Raw genomic sequence first — 22,970 nt, forward strand, 5'->3', positions numbered from 1 at the left:
GAACCAAGAATTATCGCTCTACACAGCTTTTTTCAAAACCAGATATTACCGCTCGTACCTGGGATGAACTGCGGAAGCTTCAGGAGTTGCTGCGGGAGTCTCCAGAAGTGTTGCAGGAGTAAAGCCCTTGCGACATCTCTGACAAAACCAGCGCTGCACTACTGTATTGTCAGATAACTTGTAGCTACCGTTTTTGAAGATTAGTTTTGTTTGGTCACATCTTGGGCATGGTGGGCGATTCATTCTTCCAGCCTCGGATTAGTTTCTCAATCTCAAATGGTAATTTACCATTTGCGATCGCAATCTCCACATCTGCCTTTTTCCGTTTGGCAAGGATACTGTCTACACTACCCAGGTAAAGGCGTTTTTTCTTCCTGCCTACCATCCAGCAATAGCGGTAATACCAATATTTATTACCAGACCGCTCGACCCAGTACTTCTCTACCCAGTGGGTATCGTGTTGGGGCGCAACTTTTTGGGTAGCTAATGTAACCTTCCCACCAACACGCGGTTCTACTGTGGTTGCAAGAGTGCTTGAGGTAACTTGCGCCCCAACACGTATTTGCCACTCAGCCCAGGCTTGCTCATAATCATCCAGGTTTAAATAATCGTCTGGGTCTGGTGGCTCGTCGCACTCATCAAAGAAAATTGTCAGTTGTCCATTGTCAGTTTTATAAGGTACTTCCCCAAAGTGGGCAGGATTCCATCTGGTTTCTGGTTGGGGATGTTGGGGCGCAATTTCTATTTCATCCCAGTAAGGATCGTGAACGGTAATTTTCTTTTCAGTTGGTGCAACAGTCAACAATGTTAACTGTCCCGGCACATCAGAATTATGTTTCATAATGTTTGTGGATTATAAAATTCATGGCCGTTACAGCGGCCTTTTTTTGTATCAATCAACTAGTGGGTTGATAATTGAAAGCTTCTAATTGTAATTTCACTGCTTCATTGATACTCGAAGCATTTTTTATTACAAGGTCTATTGCTTTATCAAATGTTCTAGGAGCGCTCATACCGTCATTCTGGTATACGTATTTGAATTTCTGAAAGAATGAAAGCGTACATTCTTTAGTGAGTTGAATAAGTTTTTGAAATCTCTCATCATCGATTTTCCATTTGTATCGGCTAATAAATAATTCCCTAAAAGACTGTTCGGGTTGCTCACCTCTGGCTTTTTGTAAACACCGTTCCATAGCGACTGCTAATTTATCTGCGGTTTTTGTGCCACGAGAACGAACTTTCTCAAGAAGTTCGTTCGTCGGGGTTACTTCTTCAGGAACTTCATTGAGAAGTTCCTGAGAAGTTTCTGAAGAGTTACTGAGGGGTTCTGGAAGGCTTGATTTTTCAGGGGTTTCAGGTGAGATGTCCGGCATTTTTTGACCGACATCCGGTATTTTTTGACTGATGTCCGGTTCATTTATGCCGGATATAGGGTCAGAATTGACCGCTGATTCTTGGTCATCATCTTTCATCCAAAATTCTTGAATTCGCCTAGCACCATGCAAGTTTTTAACTAACCAGCAGGCTGTTTTACGACTGTCATCTATGCAGGTTTCTCGCTTGAATTCAAATAAGCCTGTGGTGTATAAAAGTTGTCTTGCTAGTCGAAAAGCTTTATCACCTAATGATGTTGTTAGCTTCATCCATCTACTACCATACTGGTCTGAAGCCCAACATTCATTCCATAGCGTTTGGACTGTTCTCGTTTGATTAACTACCCACTGGATATCATCAACAGGGATGATACAGTGGGGTTTATTGAATTTACTTGATGTTTTCTTCTCTTTGTTGCGGTTAATAGGAATTACTCTATTTTGAGAAGAAGAATTGGTGACTTTTAGGTTGTTTTCTGGCATAATGTTACTAGATATTACTAGTTCCAAGCCACTGCGAATTGCAATTTTAAGGTGGCTTGTGACTTTTTGTTTTTAAGACAATCGGACAATCGGCGATCGCACTCCGGAAGTGGTGGAGCGTGATCGCACACAATAAAGCCGTCCTACCTGCAAGTGAGGTAGGACGGCTTTATTCGTTTTGCTGAAGTTGTTTTTCTAGTTCCTCTTGTAGAGTTTCAAACTCTTGGATTCTTTCTTCCAGGCGATTAGCTTCGCTTTCAGCATTCTGGATTAGGTTCTGGAGGAATTGAACTTGATGTTTTTTGGATGCCAGCTGATCTCGATAGTCCTTGATCAGTTGGCCGAGCATTCCCCCAGTAATTGTTGGTCTGGAGCCGAAGAGACTTGGTTCCGAGCTATTTGCTCGATTAATTCGCTCTTGCTGATGCCAATCGCTTTCGCTTTCTCGTCCAGCATCTGCATACCTTCTGGCGTCAGTGTAAACATGACGTTCTTTTTCCTCTCCCCGTGCAACGGCTTCCTCATTCGTAATACCCATGTACATCTCCTCCATTCTACCTATGTAGTATCTTGACATTCCACATAGGTACTATTAGACTACCTATAGTTGTACATTGGTACAATGATTTTTGCAACCTACCTCCCCAACGCCTGACCGTTCGCGTTGATAAATGGAGCAAGCACCCGCGTCATTGCATAGTGCCCCGGCGCGGAAACACCCTAAAACTGACTCTAAACCCAAGATTAACGGAGGTAAAACAGACTAAAAAACGCTAAAACCCAGTGATAACAAGACTTTTACTAAAATGACTGCGGCGCGATCGCAGTACTAAACCCCGACTTAAGTGCCGCATAAGCGGGACTATAACCCTAGTATGCAAGGACTTAAGTACCGCATAAGCGGGACTATAACCCTAGTATTCAAGGACTTAAGTGCCGCATAAGCGGGACTATAACCCTAGTATGCAAGGACTATGGAAGCACTAGAAGCCACTAGTAATGGCACTAAAACAGGTTCTAAGACCGAAGATAAGACCGAGGCAAAGCCCAAGAAAGAAAGAGCAAGACGATACTTGCCGTCTTTACCCAGTGCAGCCTCGGCCGCAGACATGAATCAAGTTGAGTATTTGGGACTGTGCGATAGAACAGCCGTCGAATGGGATTCCTTGAGAAATTACGAAATGTTCAGTCTTTCGCCAGATGGTTCATTTCCGATGATGAAAGCCAGCCGTAGCAAAGCCGTCCGCCTTGCGGATCGTGAGGTGATGATGGTTGGCGGCGGACGGTGCTTTCGAGTTTCCCTATCCAATCACCCAACACAAAACAAGCCCCAGTCTTGACCTGGAGCCTGTTCGACGGTGCTAAACACCGTCTCTACCTAACCAAAACTTACCATGAACAACGAACCATTAACACCCAAAGAACAAAAAGTAGTTGACGAATTTGAAAAAGCGCGACCGGGACTTGGTGCGATCGCAGAAAGCAACATCCGCAACAACGATAAAACCGGCTGGGCTGAAATCATCGCCGATACCCCAGAATCCGAGCTAGTAGCCCGCGAGGGTTCCGCGTCGAATTCCTTCATGTACCGGAGGATCGGCGGATGAAAACACTAGCGCAACTCATTGGAGAAACATCAGGATTAATTTCGGAAATCAAAGCACATCCTGATTACCAAAGTCTTGTAAACAAAGGCTATCAACCAGAGATAACCCTTAGTGATGCTTATGCAATGCTTGGTAATCTCATGTGGGAAATTGCACCATCACTTATTAGCGGGGGCAGATGACTCAAGAGCGTAGTCCGTGGTTAGAAGCTGCGATCGCAATCAATGAAGCGCTCCAGCTGGAACCACCAGAAGTACAAGAGTCCATTCGGCGCATGGATCGCAAAACCTACCCAGAAACTTGGAAGGCAATTCGAGAGAGGGAGCAGGGAGTAGGGGAGGCTAAGGAATGAACCAAGTGATAATGCTTGTCTTCACCATAACTGCTTTGATGCTGTGCATAATTGCACTTGCCAAAGACCAGACCCAACACCCAATGTATTTGAAAATTGAGGTGCGCTATGGGAAATGATCTAATAGATATCAAAGTTGCGGCCCCTCCCAGAACTGCTAATGCTCATACCTGGGTAGAGATGCATTTGCCCAATGCCAAAACGTTAATGCGTTATTGTGCCTGGGGTCTGGGTCGTGTAGTCTTTTCCCTGGGGCTGTTTAGCCTCTACGGTGTCACAGCTTCCCTGAAGTTAGGAATTACCATCTGCCAAGCAACAGAAAACGCCGTCAAAAAATTGCTGAAAGTCTACGATGCCTTGCCATACGCCGGGGTTCCGATGTCCCAAGTCATTGAAGCCAGCGCTGCTGTTGTTGAGGAACCACTGGAAATCATCACCGATATCATCGCCGCTATTGAAGGTAAACAGGTGATGATCATCGGCGAAATGGGCACGGGTAAGTCAACTCTGGCCCAATACCTCGCCTATACCATCGGCGGCGCGGTGAAGGTGTATGAGTGTGAAGGCACTCCCACCGACTGGTCAGGCTTAGAAGTCATCGGCCGCGGCGAAAACTGGGTAGCAATCGACCGGGGAATGCTGGAAGATTTGGACGATTTGAGCAACCAAATGAAGATCCGCAACGAACGCGGCGACGCTGCATTAGCCGGCACTGAGCGCGTGATCATCGTTGAGGAGTACCCCGAACTGGTTTCAAAAGTAGGCAGTTCCGGCGAGTGGCTAGAGCGTCACGCCAGGAGGGGACGCAAAGCGCGGCGCTTCGCAATCTTGCTCTCGCAGTATGACCGCGTGGCGGCTTGGGGACTGGAGGGTAAATCAGACTTAGCCGATGCTTTCTACCGGATTCGCCTGGGTAAAAAGGCGATAGCCCACGCCAAATCCTTGAAAAATGAACAGCTTATCAACTGGTTAAAAGCTGACCAGTCACACTGTTTACTCGACGATCAGCCGTTAAAACTCCCGCCATACAGGGAGATGAAAGCCGCAACAGTCCGCGGTGGTTCAACCATAGTACAACCATGCTATGACAACGCGACAACGAGCCAAAAACGGGTTGAAAATGACCTCAAACTCGCTCCAGAAGCGGATTTAGAGGAAAATTGTTCGGATAACGACCGGGTACTTTGGCGGGTAATCGGGCGTCTGGGAGGTGGAAAAAGTGATAGTGCGATCGTGACTGAGGTGTTGGGCTTCACTGGCAAGCGCTATGGGGAAGGTGCAGCGCTGTTGGAGCGATTAAGAAAACAGTTCGGGGGGTAAACAAAATGAATGGTGATTTCCGAGTTACTTTGACTCACGATAGCGGGGATGCAAGTGTAAACAGAAGCTTTGAGATGAGCCAGGTTGAGGTAGCGGTGCATTTCCCCAAGGAAGTGCAAGTTCTTCAAAACTCCCCGATAAGTGCTATTAGCCTCCAAGATGAGCATGGCAAAGTAATTATTGAAAAACCCAAGACCAGCTAATTTAAAAGCGATCGCGCTTTTGGGGAGTGCGATCGCTGTTCATCTACCAATTCAAGATATACCAGGTGATGTATGACTAGCGAAATGAGCGACACGGAAAAATCCATAGAATGGAGTAAAACAATACTCAAAGACGATAAATGGTGTATCTTGGACACCGAAACCACAGGGTTGAGTAACAATGCAGAAATAATTCAAATAGGCGTTCTTACTAGTTCTGGGGAAGAATACCAAACTCTTGTAAAACCAACTATTGAAATTAGTGAAGCCGCATCTGGAATACACGGTATCCACAATGATGATGTAGCACAAGCACTTCCGTTTGAGCAAGTGTTCCTAGATGTGTGGAAGTTGCTGAGTAATAGAGATGTAATCATTTACAATGCGGAATTCGATTTAAAAGTAATCAGGAATTCGTTGAAAGCTAGAGGCATTCAAATTGCCTTTCCAACTAGCGACCGTAGGAACTGTAGAATTTTCGTCAATGGCGGATCAATTCATTGTGCAATGCATTATTACTCTCAATACGTTGGCGAGTGGAATGATTATCACGGGAATTACAAATGGCAGAAATTGCCAGGAGGAGACCATTCGGCATTAGGAGATTGTAAGGCAACGCTGGAAGTAATTAAGCAAATGTCTGATCCACAAAATCTGACTTCTGAGGAGCCAGATCCAGATGATATCCCTTTTAACTTAGGGTCATCCGATGACCTTAAGTATTTTTAGACGAATTTGATGATGATGAAATCTATGAATAACGAAAATTTAGATATCCCACATCCAGATCCAGCCTGGGATTACTACATTGAATGGCACAAATTACTTAGGGCTAAAGCTCAGTTAGAAAAGTTAATTGAGTTTATGTCAAAGGTTGAAAATTTCACAGAAGACACGCAAGAAATATTGCAAAAAGATTTACAAGCAATTACCGACACTATCGAAAGCATTTAACCGCCTGATAAATCGCAATTGCGGCGTGGGCTACTGTGTCGGTAGCCCATTATAAGAGTTTGACTTAAATCAAGTAATTTTATCCCAACGAGAAGTAGGTAAGAACCTGCTTCATTTTGGGATGGATTTTTCATGGAAATAATAATGAAAAACATTGAACATCAAATTAAGGAGGCTAACGGAAGACTGCGTAATTACGGTATTAGTATTGAGCAAATTGGCAGCAGACTTTACTTGAGGGCAACACTTCCCCCAAAACCTTTGGCATTAAAAAATGAGTGGCATCAACAAAGAATAAATATTACTGTAGCCACAATAGATGGTGTAAAGCTTGCTGAGAATGAAGGTAAAATAATCAGTCTAAAACTCGATACTAAAACCTTTGATTGGAATGACTATTTAAAACCCAAATTAGAGACTAATACAGCAAAAAGTATTGGGGAATGGATTCAAAAGTTTGAAGAAGATTATTTTCAGAAAAGGCAACGTAATTTTAAAACAGAAAGTACATGGAAGGTTGAATATAAAACAGTTTTCAAGATGTTACCCGTACACGAAACACTTGATGCTGAAGTATTAAAACAAATAATTCTAGCAACCACACCAGACACTAGAACCCGGAAACGATTTTGTTTAACACTGAAATTATTGGCTAAGTTTGCTGGTCTTGATTTCAATCCTGATTCTTATTCAGGAAACTATAGCTATAGAAGTAGGCAGATTCGTAGTCTGCCAACCGATAAATTAATTTTTGAATCTCATTCTAGTTTAGATAACGTGAAGTGGCAGTGGGTATTCGGAATGCTTGCCACTTACGGATTGAGGAATCATGAAGTGTTCTTCCTTGATTTAGAGCAATTACGAGCAGGTAACAAAATTGTTACTGTCCTTGCTGGAAAAACTGGTTATAGAAAAATCTGGCCTTTTCATCCAGAGTGGTTTGAATTATTTGGGTTGCCAAACGTCAAAATCCCCGATATCAACTTAAACCGAAGTAATTCTGAAATTGGTGCAACAGTTAGTCAAAGGTTTAGGCGAAATGATGGGTTGCCATTCAAGGTTTACGATCTTCGTCATGCTTGGGCGATTCGCACTTTAGAGTATGGGCTTGATGTAACGCTGGCAGCGCAGCAGATGGGTCACAGCTTATCGGTTCACAGCAATCTCTATCACGCTTGGATTAACGCCGAGCATCACCAAAGAGCCTTTGACTTGGCGATTAGTAAAAGCGATCGCCCCATGCCACCAGAATTATAAATTTCGTGTTTTGTGGCGTTGAAGTGGTGACTCTTAATCTATTGGTTGCGGGTTCGATTCCCTCGTCACCCACTTTTAAAGTATTTTCTGTACATTAGACTTTTTGCATAAGTCGGGAAAAGGGTAAGGGGGAAGGGGAAAAAGTTCTGTATTGTCCCCTTCCCCTTTACCCTTTTCCCCTCTTGCAAAAAGCACTTTTGCAAGAGGTCTATTAATTATCAAATTAGTGACCAATAGGCAGTCTGAATAAGCTGTTTAACATTTGACTTGCATATTTCTGGAAGTAAAACGATTGTGGGGTGGGCAGCGTTCGACTGAGCGCTCACGCCGAAGTCTTACCCGTTCAAGGAAACATTATCAGGACTTACGCAAATAATAGGTGAAATCCTTATTTTCACGTAGGGGCAATACCCTGCGGGAAGCCGCTTTGCGTCTACATGAATTGCCCCTACAGCGTCTACTTTTGCGTAAGTCCTAATCATCATCCGGGGATGCTTGGGATGTGCTAGAAGCGGTGTTAACGCACCGCAGGATTGGTCTAACGAATAGGTACGGTGCAATTTATCCAGCCGATTTTGTTAAACCCTTGGGTTAAACTATTCCTAAAGTACTCTAAAGTTTTTTATGACTCAATTACCAGTAAAAACTCTCTATGCAACAGACTTTGCATTATGGATTGAGCAGACTGTCAAGAGCTTAAAATCCCAAGACTATAGCAATGTAGACTGGGAAAATTTAATTGAGGAGATAGAAGGATTGGGGAGGAGAGATAGACGGGAATTAGAAAGTCGTTTGACAACTTTATTTGAACACGCCTTAAAACGGAATTATGTAAATTTAACAGAATGTTATGGCGGTTGGGAAGCAACAATTAGCCGCACACAACAGGAATTAAGTCGTATTCTTCGAGATTCCCCTAGTCTAAGTAATTATTTTTTAACTATATGTGATGAATGTTATCAAAATGCACAGAAAAACATGAGTAAGGAATATGAAACAAAATTTCCTGATGATTGTCCTTTTCCTAATGATGTAGAAACATTATTGAATCATAGTTTTTGGTGTTGTTAAAGTGTGTGTTTTTAGTCATCGCTTTTTAGATTCAATTACCTAATGCACCGAAACGATAGCCTTTACCGTAGACTGTGTGAATCAGCGCAGTTTCTCTACCCACCTCAATCTTACGGCGCAGCAAACGAATTAATGCCGCAATTACATTACTACTGGGTTGTTCTTCCTCTTTCCACAAATTTTCCATAATCTGGGCATGAGTCATTAGTTGTCCAGTGTGTTCCATAAAATATTGCAGCAACTGGCTTTCTTTTTGCGATAGCTCAATGATTCGTCCTTGGCGATAGGCTACTTGATTTTCACAATCGAGTTCTAAATCAGCGACGGTTAAACGTCCGGTGGTGGTTTCATAGGTTTGGGAACCGGAACGGCGCAATAAAGCACGGACTCTAGCTAGTAACTCCCGCAGTTCAAAAGGTTTAACCAAATAGTCGTCAGCGCCAGCATCTAAACCTTGTACGCGGTCATCAAGAGTATCTTTAGCTGTAAGAAACAGCACGGGAGTGGTTTTACCTTGGCGTCGTAATTCCTGACAAATTTCTAACCCCGTTTTTCCTGGCAGCATCCAATCTAAAATCAGTAGGTCATAACTGCCTATTTGTGCATATTCGTTGCCACTTGTGCCATCGTAAGCGGCATCCACAATGTAACCCTCACGAGTTAATAAGCGACTCAAGGGTTGAGTTAGTTCAATTTCATCATCAACTAATAAAATTCTCATGCTGCTTGTGGTAAGCATATAGAGATATTCTCAATATTATTCAATTGCCAGAACGCCAAGGATATTAAAAAAAGAATGCTGACTGTTGCATTGCCAAAAGGGGAACTCCTTAAAAATAGCATCCGCCTGCTACAATCTGTGGGATTAGATTTTAGTGCTTTTTTAGATTCAGGAACTCGCCAACTGCAAATTCTTGATACTAAGGGAGTTGCAAAAGCTTTGTTGGTGCGGGCGCAAGATGTGCCGGTTTATGTGGAATATGGTCAGGCACAACTGGGTGTTGTTGGTTACGATGTGTTGCGCGAGAAGCAGCCGCAAGTTGCCCACTTGGTGGATTTGCAGTTTGGGCATTGTCGGATGTCGGTGGCGGTAAAAGCATCCAGTTCTTACCGATCGCCTTTAGATTTACCACCGCATGGTAGAGTTGCTTCCAAGTATGTGAATTGCGCTCGTGAATATTTCCACAGTCTGGATTTACCTGTAGAAATAGTGCCGTTGTATGGTTCAGTAGAGCTAGGCCCGATTACTGGAATGTCAGAAGCGATCGTCGATTTGGTTTCTACAGGGCGGACTTTGCGCGAAAATGGTTTGATTGAAATTGCTACTCTCTATGAAAGTACGGCGCGGTTGATTGCCCATCCTTTGAGTTACCGTCTGAACACGGGTAATTTAAGTGATGTGATTGCCAAGCTGCGAGAAGCCGTTTTGGTAGAGGTCTAATAGTAGTGCTGACAAGGTGACCAGAAGAGGCAAGGGAGCAAGGGGGAAAGATTCTAAGTTCCTTTGCCAAGAGGGATTCAGAGCAAATAAATTTATTTATGCGTAGGATAGAAATATTTATTTCGAGGCGTGCAAACGCTAGAAATAGTACGTCCTTGTTGCAAGCAGCCCTATATTTATGTATGGGGTTCTCCCCTCTGCAAGAACTGCAAGAACTGCCCCTTGTCCTCTTCATTGACGTAATTCACGGTTTATCGAATAGCCCAAAGAAACCTCACCCTGATTTTGCTTGTGCAAAACCTGTCCCTCTCCGAACTCACGGTAATGATTAGTAGATAGTCTGCAAAAATGAAATCTTCTCATACAGACTAAATTTGTTTACACTAGAATTAGCGCGATATGTACGGACGGGCTACGCCTACGCAATAATTTTGCGGCGTAGACAGGGAATGCTTGCTACTAAAAACCCCTTTTAATGCGAATTTAGCATTTTGACAGAATTTAACAGGCTTTCCTGAACAGCCAGAGGCGGGGAAAAGACTAAGGATTGTTAAAAAAGGTTAAGCTATTCTTGAGATAGCCACCCTGATGACTGGGTATTACATTTAAATTTATTAAGAAAAGTTCATGAAATCTGGAAAAATTGATACAGAAGTAGCGAGGCTAGAAGCCCTCCACAAGTATCAAATTCTTGACACCGAACCCGAAGAAGCCTACGACAATCTTGCTCAGTTAGCGGCATTTATTTGTGGCACGTCCATCTCCTTGGTAAACTTCATTGATGAAAACCGTCAATGGTTTAAGGCAAAAGTAGGTTTAGATGTATCAGAAATGCCCCGGTGTGTTGGGTTGTCTTACCTTTGCCAAGAGCAACGTAATGTTGTGGTTGTTCCTGATACCCTAGCTGATGAAAAATTGGCAAATAATGCGGTAGTAACTGGCTATCCATATATACGGTTTTATGCAGGTGTACCCCTAATTACCCCGCAGGGAGATATGCTCGGTACTCTGTGTGTGATTGACCAAGCTCCAAAACAATTGAACCAAAAACAAGTGGAGGCGCTTGTAGCTCTGAGTCGCTTGGTAATCGACCAATTAGAACTCAGACGTCATGTAACTGAGGTATCTCAAATTAGCGAGAAGCTTGTGGCGCAAGAGCAAGCAGCACACGCCGAGTCTAAAGCTGCCAGAATCCGCATTACTAATTTGCTCGAAAGCATCACTGATGGGTTTTTTGCTTTAGATAAAAAGTGGCGATTTACCTACATTAATGGTCAAGCAGAACGGCTGTTGCAAAAAAACCAGAATGAATTATTGGGTAAAAACATTTGGGGGGTATTTCCAGAACTCATAAACACAACATTCCACCGTGAGTATGACAAGGCAATGTCAGAACAAGTGAGCGTGGAATTTGAGGAGTTTTATCCGCGACTAAACTGCTGGCTTCAAGTGCACGCTTATCCTGCAAAAGACGGCTTGTCTGTTTATTTCCAAGACATTACTGAACGACGAAAAACGGCAGAAGCACTACGAGAGAGTGAAGAACGTTGGCAATTAGCATTACATGGTAATAATGATGGTATTTGGGACTGGAACCTTAAAACTAATGAAGTGTTCTTCTCAACTCGGTGGAAAGAAATGCTCGGTTATAAAGACCACGAAGTTTCCAACGGTTGGGATGAATGGATAAAACGAATCCACCCCGATGAGCGAGATTGGGTACTTCAAGCTTTCCAAGACCATTTTGCCAAAAAAACACCATTTTATGTCTGTGAATATCGAGTCCAGTGCCAGGACGGTAGCTATAAATGGATTCTAGATCGAGGGCAAGCACTTTGGGACGCATTGGGTGATATAGTGCGGATGGTGGGTTCCTATACTGATATCACAGATCGCAAGCAGGCAGATGAAGAATTAAAGCGACAGAATTTGCGATCGCAATTATTTGCTGAAATCACCCTGAAAATTCGAGAATCTTTACAAATAGAGGAAATCCTCCAAACCACGGTTACTGAAGTCCAAAAACTACTACAATCTGACCGAGTTTTAATTTTTCAACTAGAGCCTGATGGTTCGGGAACAGTGGTGCAAGAGGCGGTGCTACCTGGTTGGCCTGTAATTTTGGGAAGAAATATTTTTGACCCCTGCTTTAAGGAAGAATACATAGAAAGATATCGCCAAGGAAGAGTGAGTGCGATGGAAGACGTTGAAACCGCTCACATTCAACCATGCCATCGAGAATTTCTTCAGCAGTTTGCTATCAAGGCTAACCTCGTAGTGCCAATTATGGTTAGGGACAGCATTTGGGGCTTGTTGCTGGCTCATCAGTGTGCTGCACCTCGACGGTGGAATAACTTTGAGACGGAGTTGTTAAAGCAACTAGCTAACCAAATTGGGATTGCTTTATCTCAAGCGCAACTATTAGAAAAACAAAGCCAGCAAAGTCAGGAACTCGCTCGTTCTAATGCGGAATTGGAACAGTTTGCCTATGTGGCTTCCCATGACTTGCAAGAGCCGTTGCGGATGGTAACGAGTTATTTACAGCTGCTTGAGCGAAGATACAAAAATCAACTCGATGCCAATGCCGATCAGTTTATCAACTACGCTGTAGATGGGGCGCGGCGGATGCAGACCCTAATCAATGATTTATTGAATTATTCTCGCGTCAGTAGCCGTGGACAGCCCTTTATGCGAGTAAATTGTAGTGTTGTCTTAGAACAGGCGATGGCTAATCTGCAAATTGCGATCGCAGATAGTCAAGCAATTGTCACTCATGATACTCTACCTGAAGTGATGGCTGATGCTACCCAACTGACACAAGTATTTCAAAACCTGATTGGCAATGCGATCAAATTTTGCCAGAATCAGCAGCCACAAATTCATATCGGGGTAGCAAAGCCAGATGCAAATTTAAATGGGGAAAATTTAAATGTTATCCCGTCGGCAGATGAATGGTTGTTCTGGATACGTGATAATGGTATCGGTTTGGAATCCCACTATGCAGAACGTATTTTTATAATTTTTCAGCGCTTGCACTGTAGAGATAAGTATCCGGGTACTGGAATTGGTCTGGCAATTTGTAAAAAAATTATAGAACGCCACGGCGGCCGGATCTGGGTTGAGTCAAAACTGGGTCAAGGCTCGACTTTCTACTTCACAATTCCAAATAGAGTAGGTAAACAATCGTGAATAATATAACAACGATTATGCCTATTGAGGTTTTGTTGGTAGAGGACAATCCTGGCGATGCCCAACTTACACGCATCGCCCTTGAAGATAGCAAAATCTCCATTCACCTGAATGTGGTCGAAGATGGTGTGGAGGCAATGGCATTCTTGCGAAAGCAGGAAAAATATGTTGAAGCAGTCCATCCAGATATTGTGCTACTCGATTTAAATCTCCCCAGAAAAGATGGGCGGGAAGTACTGGCAGAAATTAAAGGAGATGAAAACCTGAGGCGTATTCCTGTAGTGATTTTGACGACTTCCCAAGCTGAAGAAGACATCCTCAAAGCCTATAATTTATGTGCAAACTGTTATATAACGAAGCCAGTAGATTTCGATCAATTCGTTAAAATTGTACAATCCATAGAAAACTTTTGGTTTGCGATCGTAAAACTGCCACCGGAGTAGTGGAAATGGCAGGTAAACACATTAAAGTCTTGTTAGTAGAAGATAACCCTGGCGATGTCTTTTTATTACAGGAGTTTTTAAAGGAAGTTACCACAGTTGTAGTTGATTTAATGCCCGTTGAGAAGCTTTCTGAAGCACTCAACTACCTAGCAAGCGAAATTTTTGATGTAATTTTACTAGACCTCTCGCTGCCAGATAGCCAGGGACTAGAAACCTTTGTCATCGCTCACCATCAAGCAAAAGCCACTCCGATAATTGTACTGACGGGTATAAACGATGAAACCCTGGCACTTAGAGCAATGCAGGAAGGAGCGCAAGATTATTTGGTGAAAGGGCAAGTAACTGGTGACTTGCTGGTGCGCTCAATGCGTTATGCCATCGAACGTCAACGGGCAGACAACGCACTACGACAAAGTGAGGAACGATTTCGGGTTGCCCTGAAAAACTCCCCCATCTTCGTCTACAACCAAGATAGAGAGTTACGGTACACCTGGGTTTACAATCCCTTCTATGGATTGACTGTTGAGGAAATGTTGGGTAAAAAAGACTTAGATATTATCCCAGCTGAAGATGCTCAACGTCTGATTACAATTAAACGTAGGGTACTAACCACTGGTATAGGAACGCGAGAAGAAGTATCAATTACAACCAATAATACAACTCGATATTACGATTTAACAGTTGAGCCATTGCGGAATGAGTCGCAAGAAGTTGTTGGCGTGACATGTGCCAGTATTGATATTAGCGAACGACAAGCCGCACTACGCGAACAGCAAGCTGCGCTACGCGAACGCAAATTGGCACAAGAAAAAATCCGCGAACAAGCAGCATTACTTGATGTCACCACAGATGCAATTTGCGTGCGAGATTTAAACAACCAAATTATCTTCTGGAACAAAGGCGCAGAAACACTTTACGGCTGGCAAGCTACAGAAGCTTGGGGCAAAAATGCTAGTGAGCTTTTATATGACGAACCTTCACCAGAAATCGAAGCGGCTCTGTTGCAAGCTATTAGTAAAGGTAAATGGCAGGGAGAGTTAACAAAACTTACTAAAATGGGCAAGGAAATCCTTGTTGCTAGTCGCTGGAGTCTAGTGGGCGATGAACAAGGAAAACCCAAATCAATTCTCACCGTTGACACAGATATTACCGAGAAAAAACATTTAGAAGCCCAATTGTTTCGCGCCCAACGCCTGGAAAGTATTGGTACTTTAGCTAGTGGCATTGCTCACGACCTCAACAATATCCTGACACCGATTTTGGCAGGAGCGCAACTGCTACCGCTCAAATTTCCTGATGCAGATGAACGCACCCGTCATCTACTAGAAATTTTGGAAATCAACGCTAGACGTGGTGCTGATTTAGTTAAACAGGTACTGTCTTTTGCACGGGGTGTAGAAGGTAAGCGTATCACTTTGCAACTCAGACATATAATTGTGGAAGTCGCCAAGATTCTGAAAGAGACATTTCCCAAATCCATAGAAATCAGCACTGATGTACCGCAGGATTTGTGGATGCTGACTGGAGATAGTACCCAACTACATCAAGTGCTGATGAACCTCTGCGTTAACGCCCGCGATGCTATGGGCAATGGCGGTACTTTAACTATCTTTGCCGAGAATCTGGTAATTGACGAAAATTATGCCCGCATGAACCTGGAAGCGAAAGAGGGGCCTTATATAGTGGTTACTGTCTCCGATACTGGAGTTGGGATTCCTAGAGAAATCTTAGATAGAATTTTCGAGCCATTCTTTACCACAAAAGATGTAGGAAAAGGTACAGGTTTAGGACTTTCCACCGTGCTGGGAATCATCAAAAGCCACGGAGGTTTTGTAAACGTGTATAGCGAACCGGGAAGTGGCACTAGCTTTAAGGTTTACTTACCAGCAGTGGAAGGAATGGAAACACTCAATCCAGAAGAATTACCACCACAGACAGGACATGGAGAATTAATTCTGGTTGTAGATGATGAAGTTGCCATTCAAGAGATTACAAGAACGTCGTTAGAAGCTCACAACTATAAAACCATAATTGCCAGTGATGGCATTGAGGCGATCGCGCTGTACGCTAAAAATAGGGACAAAGTTAGTGCTGTACTAATGGATATTATGCTGCCCTCGCTGGATGGTTTAACTGCCATCCGTACCCTGCGAAAAATCAACCCCCAAGTCAAAATTATTGCTAGCAGTGGACTTATGTCTGACAATAAGCTCAGTGCAGTAGCTGCCATTGGTGTCAATACATTTTTGTCGAAGCCCTATACTGTCAACGAATTATTGCTTTCTTTACAGAAAGTACTATCTTGAGTCCATTAATTACGTAAATATACTGTTAATTTGAGTACAAAAAGCTGCTTTATTGATGTGAGTGCAAATTGCCTGGATTTGATATGATTGAGCATCGGCTAAGGCACTTCTCTTACCGATACTGAGAACTAGGTACTGGGGACTGGGAAGAGTTTTCCTAACCCAATGACCAATGCCCCATGCCCAATGCCCCATGCCCAATCTTTATACTATGCCTCGGTTTCTTAGGTTAATCATCAATATAGTAGTCTTAGGTGCATTGTTACTTATATCACAGCAAGTTTGGGCGCAAGATTGGCGTCCGGTTCGCGGTGGTATCCCTTTCGGTATCAGTGGCATGGCTTTGATAGAGCAACAAAGTAATAAGCTAGATTTTCTGATTGCCCATGATAACAAACAAAAAAACCAAGGTCGTTTAGCAATCATCAGTATTAAGGGTAAAAACCAACCTGAATATTTCCCATTAAACTGGCCAAATAACATAGAATTACCCATCGATTTAGAAGCTTTAACTTCTGTTCCCGAAAAAACAAAATCCTCTTTTATAGCCTTAAGCAGTTCTGGAAAAGCTTATTACATCAGATTAGAGCCTGCCAATAAGACTATATCTATTATCAAGGAATTCAATTTACCAGGAATTATTCTAGGAAATAATTTTGAAGCATTTGGATTGCAAAATATAGATGGCAAATTAGTTGCGATTTGGGGGCATAGAGGTGAAGGAGAAGAACCAGCAACTATTTTTTGGGGAATATTTGACTTCGCTAAATATCAAATTACTCTCGCTGGTTCTGCCAATCTGAAAGTACCGTTTCCATCTAGCAATGTTCGTCATATTTCAGATATTAAGGTAGACCCCGTAGGAATTGTGTACATCACCTCAGCAAGTGATGCCGGAGATGATGGCCCATTTCAATCAGCTGTGTATGTCGCTGGTTATTTAGGATTGCGTGATAACAAAGTTACATGGCAGCAAAATCCTCACCTTGTTCCCCTCTACCGCTCTAATTACCACAAAATTGAAGGTATGGAACTTATTCCAGGTGCTGAAGGCGGTGTAATTGTTGGTACAGATGATGAGAATTTGGGTTCCTATGTATACATGATGGGTGGAAATAGCTGAAGTATGTCCTTTGAGAACCTGTGTAAAAAGCTGATAGCGACTAAAAGCTTTGGCGTTAGCGTTCCTAGATTTCTCATCAATGGCAGACTTCACAGATGGACTGAAGCAAGGGGAAGCATCATAACTGGCTGCTTGATTGCAACTATACAGCAAATGGCAGGTTTATTTGCGATCGCCTAGCAACTTCTGAAAATCGTATACATGTATTGAGTATTTTGTCAATATTTACAGTGCGATGCCTACGGTGGGCAAAGCCTACGTAACTTAGTGTAGGTTGACCATTATCTTATCGATAACGGCCACTGATTAATTACCCCTACACATTAAATCGGAACAACATTACATCCCCTTCCTGCACAACATACTCTTTTCCTTCACTGCGAACCAACCCTTTCTCCTTCGCAGCATTCATCGAACCAGTTGTTACCAAATCTTTATAAGCAACAGTTTCGGCACGAATAAATCCCCGCTCAAAATCACTGTGAATTACACCAGCAGCTTGAGGTGCAGACATCCCAGCATTAATTGTCCAAGCGCGGGTTTCTTTAGGGCCACAAGTGAAATATGTCCGCAAACCTAAAAGCGTGTAAGTTGCCCGAATCAATGATTTCAAACCGCCTTCTTCCACACCTAAAGACGCCAGAAAATCAGCTTTATCTTCCTCTGGCAATTCCACTAATTCAGCTTCAACTTGAGCCGAAACTATCACAACTTGGGCATTTTCTGTCGATGCAATTTGCCGGACTGTTTCGACAAAATGATTACCAGTTGCTAACTCATCCTCAGATACATTCGCGGCGTAGATAATCGGTTTATAAGTGAGCAGTTCTAATCCTTTAATAATTACTGCTTCTTCTTCATTTAAGCTCACCTGGCGCACCGATTTACCTTCATTTAAAGCCGCAGCTAATTTTTCTAAGACTGTGATTTCAAACTGTGCATCTTTGCTGGTACGAGCTAGTTTACGAGTCCGGTCAATTCGCCGCTCAATTTGTGCTAAATCTGATAAACCGAGTTCTATATTAATGATTTCAATATCTCGCGCTGGGTCAACAGAACCAGCAACGTGGATAATATCGTCATTTTCAAAACAACGTACCACATGGACGATCGCATCAACTTCTCGGATGTGAGACAGGAATTGATTCCCTAGTCCCTCACCCTGACTTGCGCCTTTAACTAAACCGGCAATATCTACAAATTCAACCCGCGCCGGGATGATTTGTGCCGAACTGGCAATCTTAGCAAGAACATTTAACCGTTCATCCGGTACTGCGACAACGCCGACATTCGGTTCAATCGTGCAAAAAGGGAAGTTAGCTGCTTCTGCTTTAGCATTAGCAACTACAGCATTAAATAAAGTAGATTTTCCGACGTTGGGAAGTCCGACAATTCCGGCTCTTAGCATTTTGGATTTTAGATTTGAGATTTTGGATTACATTACCAAGGTAATCTAAACAGGTTCCGGTATGGTTTGGGGAATCGGCCCTGGAACCGTCTGAGGAATGGGAGCAGGTACTGGTTCTGGTACAGGCCCCGGTAAGGGTTGGGGTATCGTTGGCCCCGGTACAGGTTCGGGACTAGGTAGCGGATTCGGCTCAGGATTGGGACTAGGTAGCGGACTCGGGCTAGGAGTAGGAATTTGTGGTTCAGGTATAGAAATCGCAGTAGGATTAATCATCGTAAGCCTAAATTAAATTCTTCAACCTTCCCACGCTAGATGACAACCTCATCTGTTGACATCTCCCCAAATACCTATACCCACGAACACTTCCTCTAATAATTTACCCCTCTCCTTATTCTCTGCGTCCCTCTGCGCTTCCCTCCGCGCCCCTCTGCGTTTAAACTCCAATCCTCAAACTACTCCTCCTTCACCTTTTCTACCACCTCTGGCACTGGATCGTAACCACCTGGATGAAACGGATGACAGCGTAAAATTCGCCGAGTTGCCATCCAGCTACCACGCAACACTCCAAATCGTTCAATAGCTTCAATAGCATACATCGAACAAGTTGGTTGAAAGCGACAAGTCGGGAGAAACAACGGCGAGATAAACATTCGGTAGCCCCGAATCAGCCAAATCAATAATAATTTCATTGCAGCTACCCAAATCTTATAAATTAGTAACAGGGGTAAAATTTTTCATTTTGTTGCATCTTTGTTAATTACATTTTCTGACTTCACCTCAATTCCGGTTTTCTGGCTGCAAATTGCGATAGCTGCAATTTGGGTGTTACTCATCCTCCTGATTGCAGGGGTGGTAAACCGCTTTGCCGACAAGCCAGAAATCGTGCGGAAGATAGTTCATATTGGCACTGGTAATGTTATTTTAATCGCCTGGTGGCTAGATATTCCTGTTAGCGTAGGGATTACAGCTTCTATTTTAGCCAGTGCAATCACCTTATTATCCTACCGATTACCAATTCTTCCTGGTATTAATAGCGTTGGACGGCAAAGCTTAGGGACATTTTTTTACTCTGTCAGTTTCGGTATTTTAGTTGCCTGGTTTTGGTATTTACAACAACCCCAGTACGCAGCACTAGGAATTTTGATAATGACTTGGGGAGATGGATTAGCAGCTTTAATTGGGCAACGTTTTGGTAAACACAAGTATAAAGTTTTTGGGACAGAAAAAAGTTGGGAAGGCTCCCTAACTATGATGCTCGTTAGCTATGTTGTTAGTAGTTTGATTTTAGTTGGAACTCAAGGAAACAGTTGGCAAACTTGGGCGATATCGCTGATAGTGGCAGTGATAGCTACGGCTTTAGAAGCTGTTTCATTTTTAGGTATTGACAATTTGACAGTTCCTTTAGGCAGTGCAGCCCTTGCCTTCTTTTTAAGTCAGTTAGTTTTGAATTAGTAATTGCCTAGAGTCCTATTCCTAATTGAGCAAACAAGAGATAGCGCCAAAAATCCATCGTCAGTCAATAATTTGACTTTGGACAAAAAGTTTTTCACAGGGTAATAGCCTTGAGATTGCGTTAACTTTTGAATATTTACTGTAAAATTTTAGCCTCATTTTGACAGAGAAACCGCCCTATCTAAAATCATCTTAACGTCAGCTGGATTTCTGGATATATCTCGTTGCCAAAAACCAAAGCCACCATGTTGATTAACTGCTTGAATCCATTGATCTAAAAATACACTTTTAGCTGCGTCTTTTTGACTATAACGACCTTTAGTTTCTAAAATCAAGAAACTCCCAGTTTTTATCCGAATAATAAAGTCTGGTCGATACTTGCGAACAACCCCTTCAAATATGTAGAGAATTTCAAATCCAAGGTGATCATTCTTAACCCAGGCTTCAACATTAGGGTTTCTATCCAGTTCAAATGCTTCACTAGCTTCCCATGTACTATCGAAAGTACAGCAGGTGATGTGTGATTTCCGCGTGTATTCACATGGCTTACCCGTATACCATGAGCGCATATCACCAGTAGAGCGAATTGGATGATTTTGGTCAAAAACAGGTTCAATTGCTTCTGTATTTTCTAAATAAATAGCATTCCAAATGTGCTGAACTAATTTGCTCAGATTGAGAGTAATAATAATCCGCCGTCGAATTTCATCTAAATTAAATAAAGGTGGGTTAATTCTGATTAAACCTGAGTGAATAAAGTCTTCCACTAATCTAATCAGCTTGGCTAATAAATATTCTCGATTACCTTTCCATCCAGGTTTCATCTGATCAAAGATATCTCTGGCAGTCTCAAAGGCAATTTTCTGCATCCGAAATTTGCGCCCTAAATCTTCCAGATCAATCCCCTTAATTTTTGTAACATCTGGTTTACCATCAACAATTGGCGCTAATTCAGCCAGTGTACTATTATCAAAAGCATCTAGCTCTAAAGGCTCAACTTGACTTAAATTAAGCTTAAGTTCAGGCTTATAAATGTAATCAACTCGAATGATATTAGGAAAGCTAATTTCAAACTCCTGCTTTTCTGGGTCAGGTTTTATTTCAGTTTTAGGTTGAGGAGGTGCAGGTGTTGTTTCTTCATTAGATTCATGGGGAATAAAGGTGAAGGGAACACCAAAAATGTTGACATACTCTGGTTCAAGCAAGTTTGTTTCTGGGTTAATGTCGTAAGCCGTTCTTCTCAAGCCTCTACCCACAACTTGTTCACAGAGAAGTTGGCTGGTGAAGGCTCTAATACCCATAATGTGAGTTACTGTTTTAGCATCCCATCCTTCAGACAGCATCCCAACTGAGATCACATTTTGAATTTGTTCACCTGGTTTACCAACTTGACCAACGGTGTCAACCTTTTGTCTTAAAAGTTCTGCTTGCTGCTGTTTAGTTAACTTGGGAGTATTTTCTTCATCAGATGTATCGTCTTCATTAGTATCTGAGGTTTTGTATTGTATCTCAGAACTTTCTTCCTGAGCCTCTGCCATTTTCAGAACATTAGAGTCTATGTGAAGAGTGCGTTCTGGAATGCAAAGTTCTTCTATTTGAATTTTATTATGATTGAAGGCATAATTAATCCGGGCTGCGGTTTCAGTGCGGTTAGCAACAGAAATCATTACTGGAGGAACTTTATGGCCAGCTTGCTCCCAAGCTTTGGCTGTTTCTAACCAGTCTTTACCTAACAAATAATAAGCATTATTTAGTAAATCAGGTAAAGATTCATTTGGTTTTGCTTTGCGATTGAAATCGTCTTTAACTTCAACATCATTATATAAGTGATAATAACGGGATTTAAAATCTTTGAGGTTAAGCCTGCCATCATCACGAATAACAACACGAGGGGTTTTAACTAAGCCTGACTCAATGGCATCATTTAACCCAAAATCACTAACAATCCAGCCGAATAAAGCTTCTTCAGAACTTCTCTTACCAGAAGGTACAAAGGGTGTGGCGGAAAAATCAAAACAGGTGAGTATTCCTCTAGCCCTGTGGATGCGATCAAGTCCACCAATCCATTTTGTTGCTTCCTCAATATCTTCTTTACTAAGACCCTTTATTTTAGATTCAGCAGGAATACGCCAAGCATGATGTGCTTCATCGTTGATGACTAGGAGGTTCCTAAAATTAGCAAGTTCACCTAAAACATCCCTGACATAAGCTTCATCACTTTTTGCTCCACGTTTATCTACTCCCTTCTTTTTCTCAATCTGTTCCTGTGTTTCCCAATTGAGAATGTGCCAATTACGGACTAAGACTTTACCCTGACGCAGCTTATCAAACAAGCCAAGAGGAATGATGTTAAAAATCTCGTAGTAATTGTTTTCGGCAGAAGGAATTAGAACTTGAAGGCGATTTTTAACCGTTAGTCCGGGTGCGACAATAAAGATAGCTTTGGAAAAGCGGGTATCTTGGGGGTAGGTGACTTTGTTAAGGATTTGCCACGCAATTAGCATTGCCATGACGATTGTTTTTCCTGAGCCTGTCGCCATTTTGCAGCAGAGACGTTTGAATGCTCCACCATCAGAGGGAATATCAATACCAAGCTTGTCAGATGGTGGAGATTCAACCATCCAGATTAAGGTTTCTATTGCTTCTAACTGACAAAAGAATAAAGGTAAATCACGTTCTTCTGGATTGTGCCAGTGTTCTAATAGACGCTTGGTAACACCTGTAACGCCGGGATGCCCATTCTCACACCAAGCTTTGACACGCAGACGTATTTGGTTAACTAGAGGAATTTCAACAAATTTACCAGGAACATCAAAGGATTTTGAGTTTTCAGAAGCGATTGTATAACCTGCGGGTCTTCTGCCTTCTACAAGTTTAAACAGACGAGTTTGGTAATTGTATTGCCAGTATTTTTTTGGCTCCTCATAAGGGGAATTTATAATAAGCTGGTGAATTGTAGATGTAGATATCATAGCTTTTTCAATATTC

At 42.5% G+C, this 22,970-nt stretch carries 27 protein-coding genes; 18 read left to right on the forward strand and 9 right to left on the reverse strand.

The features are described from left to right. Nucleotides 1-214 precede the first annotated feature (214 nt). The 4 genes from VB740_RS05990 to VB740_RS36750 form a co-directional block, all read right to left on the reverse strand. The gene (locus tag VB740_RS05990; protein WP_323199138.1) at nucleotides 215-841 is read right to left on the reverse strand and encodes a DUF4102 domain-containing protein; all 627 of its coding nucleotides are present in this window, start codon (nucleotides 839-841) and stop codon (nucleotides 215-217) included. A gap of 55 nt (nucleotides 842-896) precedes the next feature. Continuing rightward, nucleotides 897-1,856, reverse strand: coding sequence for a hypothetical protein (locus VB740_RS05995; RefSeq protein ID WP_323199139.1), 960 nt, complete (start codon nucleotides 1,854-1,856; stop codon nucleotides 897-899). A gap of 169 nt (nucleotides 1,857-2,025) precedes the next feature. After that, nucleotides 2,026-2,205: a hypothetical protein gene (locus VB740_RS36745; RefSeq protein WP_416289303.1), complete on the reverse strand. Its 180-nt coding sequence runs from the start codon at nucleotides 2,203-2,205 to the stop codon at nucleotides 2,026-2,028. After that, complete coding sequence (locus tag VB740_RS36750) at nucleotides 2,190-2,381, reverse strand: ribbon-helix-helix domain-containing protein (protein ID WP_416289305.1); 192 nt, start codon at nucleotides 2,379-2,381, stop codon at nucleotides 2,190-2,192. Before VB740_RS36750 ends, VB740_RS36745 begins: the two co-directional genes overlap by 16 nt. Nucleotides 2,382-2,830: 449 nt before the next feature. Between VB740_RS36750 and VB740_RS06005 the strand changes: the two genes are divergently transcribed. The 11 genes from VB740_RS06005 to VB740_RS06055 all read left to right on the forward strand — a co-directional run bounded on the left by VB740_RS06005 (nucleotide 2,831) and on the right by VB740_RS06055 (nucleotide 8,620). Then, nucleotides 2,831-3,196: a hypothetical protein gene (locus tag VB740_RS06005; RefSeq protein WP_323199141.1), complete on the forward strand. Its 366-nt coding sequence runs from the start codon at nucleotides 2,831-2,833 to the stop codon at nucleotides 3,194-3,196. A gap of 54 nt (nucleotides 3,197-3,250) precedes the next feature. Continuing rightward, nucleotides 3,251-3,463 carry a hypothetical protein gene (locus VB740_RS06010; protein ID WP_323199142.1) on the forward strand — a complete coding sequence of 71 codons (213 nt, stop codon included), beginning with the start codon at nucleotides 3,251-3,253 and terminating at the stop codon, nucleotides 3,461-3,463. Further along, nucleotides 3,460-3,645 carry a hypothetical protein gene (locus tag VB740_RS06015; RefSeq protein ID WP_292723451.1) on the forward strand — a complete coding sequence of 62 codons (186 nt, stop codon included), beginning with the start codon at nucleotides 3,460-3,462 and terminating at the stop codon, nucleotides 3,643-3,645. Before VB740_RS06010 ends, VB740_RS06015 begins: the two co-directional genes overlap by 4 nt. Then, on the forward strand, nucleotides 3,642-3,815 hold the full coding sequence (locus VB740_RS06020; RefSeq protein WP_323199143.1) for a hypothetical protein: 174 nt from the start codon (nucleotides 3,642-3,644) through the stop codon (nucleotides 3,813-3,815). Before VB740_RS06015 ends, VB740_RS06020 begins: the two co-directional genes overlap by 4 nt. Continuing rightward, a complete protein-coding gene (locus VB740_RS06025) occupies nucleotides 3,812-3,934 on the forward strand; it encodes a hypothetical protein (RefSeq protein ID WP_323199144.1) in 123 nt (40 codons plus the stop codon). Before VB740_RS06020 ends, VB740_RS06025 begins: the two co-directional genes overlap by 4 nt. After that, the gene (locus VB740_RS06030; protein WP_323199145.1) at nucleotides 3,924-5,135 is read left to right on the forward strand and encodes a hypothetical protein; all 1,212 of its coding nucleotides are present in this window, start codon (nucleotides 3,924-3,926) and stop codon (nucleotides 5,133-5,135) included. Before VB740_RS06025 ends, VB740_RS06030 begins: the two co-directional genes overlap by 11 nt. 5 nt (nucleotides 5,136-5,140) lie before the next feature. Further along, nucleotides 5,141-5,338, forward strand: a complete 198-nt coding sequence (locus VB740_RS06035) for a hypothetical protein (RefSeq protein ID WP_323199146.1) — start codon at nucleotides 5,141-5,143, stop codon at nucleotides 5,336-5,338. A gap of 72 nt (nucleotides 5,339-5,410) precedes the next feature. Next, nucleotides 5,411-6,067 (forward strand): 3'-5' exonuclease, encoded by a 657-nt coding sequence (locus tag VB740_RS06040; RefSeq protein ID WP_323199147.1) that lies wholly within the window; start codon nucleotides 5,411-5,413, stop codon nucleotides 6,065-6,067. Between the two features lie 24 nt (nucleotides 6,068-6,091). Then, entirely contained in the window at nucleotides 6,092-6,292 is a 201-nt protein-coding gene (locus tag VB740_RS06045) for a hypothetical protein (protein ID WP_323199148.1), read from the forward strand. A 144-nt stretch (nucleotides 6,293-6,436) separates the two neighbouring features. Continuing rightward, nucleotides 6,437-7,549 carry a site-specific integrase gene (locus VB740_RS06050; RefSeq protein WP_323199149.1) on the forward strand — a complete coding sequence of 371 codons (1,113 nt, stop codon included), beginning with the start codon at nucleotides 6,437-6,439 and terminating at the stop codon, nucleotides 7,547-7,549. Nucleotides 7,550-8,173: 624 nt separating this feature from the next. Further along, nucleotides 8,174-8,620 carry a DUF29 domain-containing protein gene (locus tag VB740_RS06055; protein ID WP_323199150.1) on the forward strand — a complete coding sequence of 149 codons (447 nt, stop codon included), beginning with the start codon at nucleotides 8,174-8,176 and terminating at the stop codon, nucleotides 8,618-8,620. 31 nt (nucleotides 8,621-8,651) lie between these two features. On the opposite strand, the gene rppA is transcribed toward VB740_RS06055, so the two are convergent. Beyond that, entirely contained in the window at nucleotides 8,652-9,341 is a 690-nt protein-coding gene (gene rppA / locus VB740_RS06060; RefSeq protein ID WP_323199168.1) for a two-component system response regulator RppA, read from the reverse strand. A gap of 75 nt (nucleotides 9,342-9,416) precedes the next feature. Here rppA and hisG point away from each other — a divergent pair, with 75 nt between their 5' ends. From hisG to VB740_RS06090, 6 genes are all read left to right on the forward strand, one after another. Further along, complete coding sequence (gene hisG / locus VB740_RS06065) at nucleotides 9,417-10,061, forward strand: ATP phosphoribosyltransferase (RefSeq protein WP_323199151.1); 645 nt, start codon at nucleotides 9,417-9,419, stop codon at nucleotides 10,059-10,061. Between the two features lie 627 nt (nucleotides 10,062-10,688). After that, nucleotides 10,689-13,250 (forward strand): GAF domain-containing protein, encoded by a 2,562-nt coding sequence (locus VB740_RS06070; RefSeq protein WP_323199152.1) that lies wholly within the window; start codon nucleotides 10,689-10,691, stop codon nucleotides 13,248-13,250. Nucleotides 13,251-13,267: 17 nt separating this feature from the next. Then, nucleotides 13,268-13,693 carry a response regulator gene (locus VB740_RS06075; protein WP_323199169.1) on the forward strand — a complete coding sequence of 142 codons (426 nt, stop codon included), beginning with the start codon at nucleotides 13,268-13,270 and terminating at the stop codon, nucleotides 13,691-13,693. Nucleotides 13,694-13,698: 5 nt separating this feature from the next. Continuing rightward, complete coding sequence (locus VB740_RS06080) at nucleotides 13,699-15,999, forward strand: response regulator (RefSeq protein WP_323199153.1); 2,301 nt, start codon at nucleotides 13,699-13,701, stop codon at nucleotides 15,997-15,999. Nucleotides 16,000-16,210: 211 nt separating this feature from the next. Beyond that, on the forward strand, nucleotides 16,211-17,122 hold the full coding sequence (locus VB740_RS06085; RefSeq protein ID WP_323199170.1) for a hypothetical protein: 912 nt from the start codon (nucleotides 16,211-16,213) through the stop codon (nucleotides 17,120-17,122). Between the two features lie 3 nt (nucleotides 17,123-17,125). Further along, a complete protein-coding gene (locus tag VB740_RS06090; RefSeq protein ID WP_323199154.1) occupies nucleotides 17,126-17,302 on the forward strand; it encodes a hypothetical protein in 177 nt (58 codons plus the stop codon). Nucleotides 17,303-17,438: 136 nt separating this feature from the next. On the opposite strand, the gene ychF is transcribed toward VB740_RS06090, so the two are convergent. The 3 genes from ychF to yidD form a co-directional block, all read right to left on the reverse strand. Continuing rightward, nucleotides 17,439-18,530, reverse strand: a complete 1,092-nt coding sequence (ychF, locus tag VB740_RS06095; RefSeq protein ID WP_323199155.1) for a redox-regulated ATPase YchF — start codon at nucleotides 18,528-18,530, stop codon at nucleotides 17,439-17,441. A 45-nt stretch (nucleotides 18,531-18,575) separates the two neighbouring features. Beyond that, complete coding sequence (locus tag VB740_RS06100; RefSeq protein WP_323199156.1) at nucleotides 18,576-18,803, reverse strand: hypothetical protein; 228 nt, start codon at nucleotides 18,801-18,803, stop codon at nucleotides 18,576-18,578. Between the two features lie 179 nt (nucleotides 18,804-18,982). Next, on the reverse strand, nucleotides 18,983-19,219 hold the full coding sequence (yidD, locus tag VB740_RS06105) for a membrane protein insertion efficiency factor YidD (RefSeq protein WP_094330550.1): 237 nt from the start codon (nucleotides 19,217-19,219) through the stop codon (nucleotides 18,983-18,985). Nucleotides 19,220-19,280: 61 nt separating this feature from the next. Here yidD and VB740_RS06110 point away from each other — a divergent pair, with 61 nt between their 5' ends. Then, nucleotides 19,281-19,982 (forward strand): SEC59/DGK1/VTE5 family protein, encoded by a 702-nt coding sequence (locus VB740_RS06110; protein ID WP_323199157.1) that lies wholly within the window; start codon nucleotides 19,281-19,283, stop codon nucleotides 19,980-19,982. Nucleotides 19,983-20,137: 155 nt separating this feature from the next. On the opposite strand, the gene VB740_RS06115 is transcribed toward VB740_RS06110, so the two are convergent. Further along, nucleotides 20,138-22,954: a BPTD_3080 family restriction endonuclease gene (locus VB740_RS06115; RefSeq protein WP_323199158.1), complete on the reverse strand. Its 2,817-nt coding sequence runs from the start codon at nucleotides 22,952-22,954 to the stop codon at nucleotides 20,138-20,140. Nucleotides 22,955-22,970: the final 16 nt, after the last annotated feature.

This window comes from Nostoc sp. UHCC 0251, from assembly GCF_034932245.1.
In the GTDB taxonomy this organism is placed as follows: Bacteria; Cyanobacteriota; Cyanobacteriia; order Cyanobacteriales; family Nostocaceae; genus Nostoc.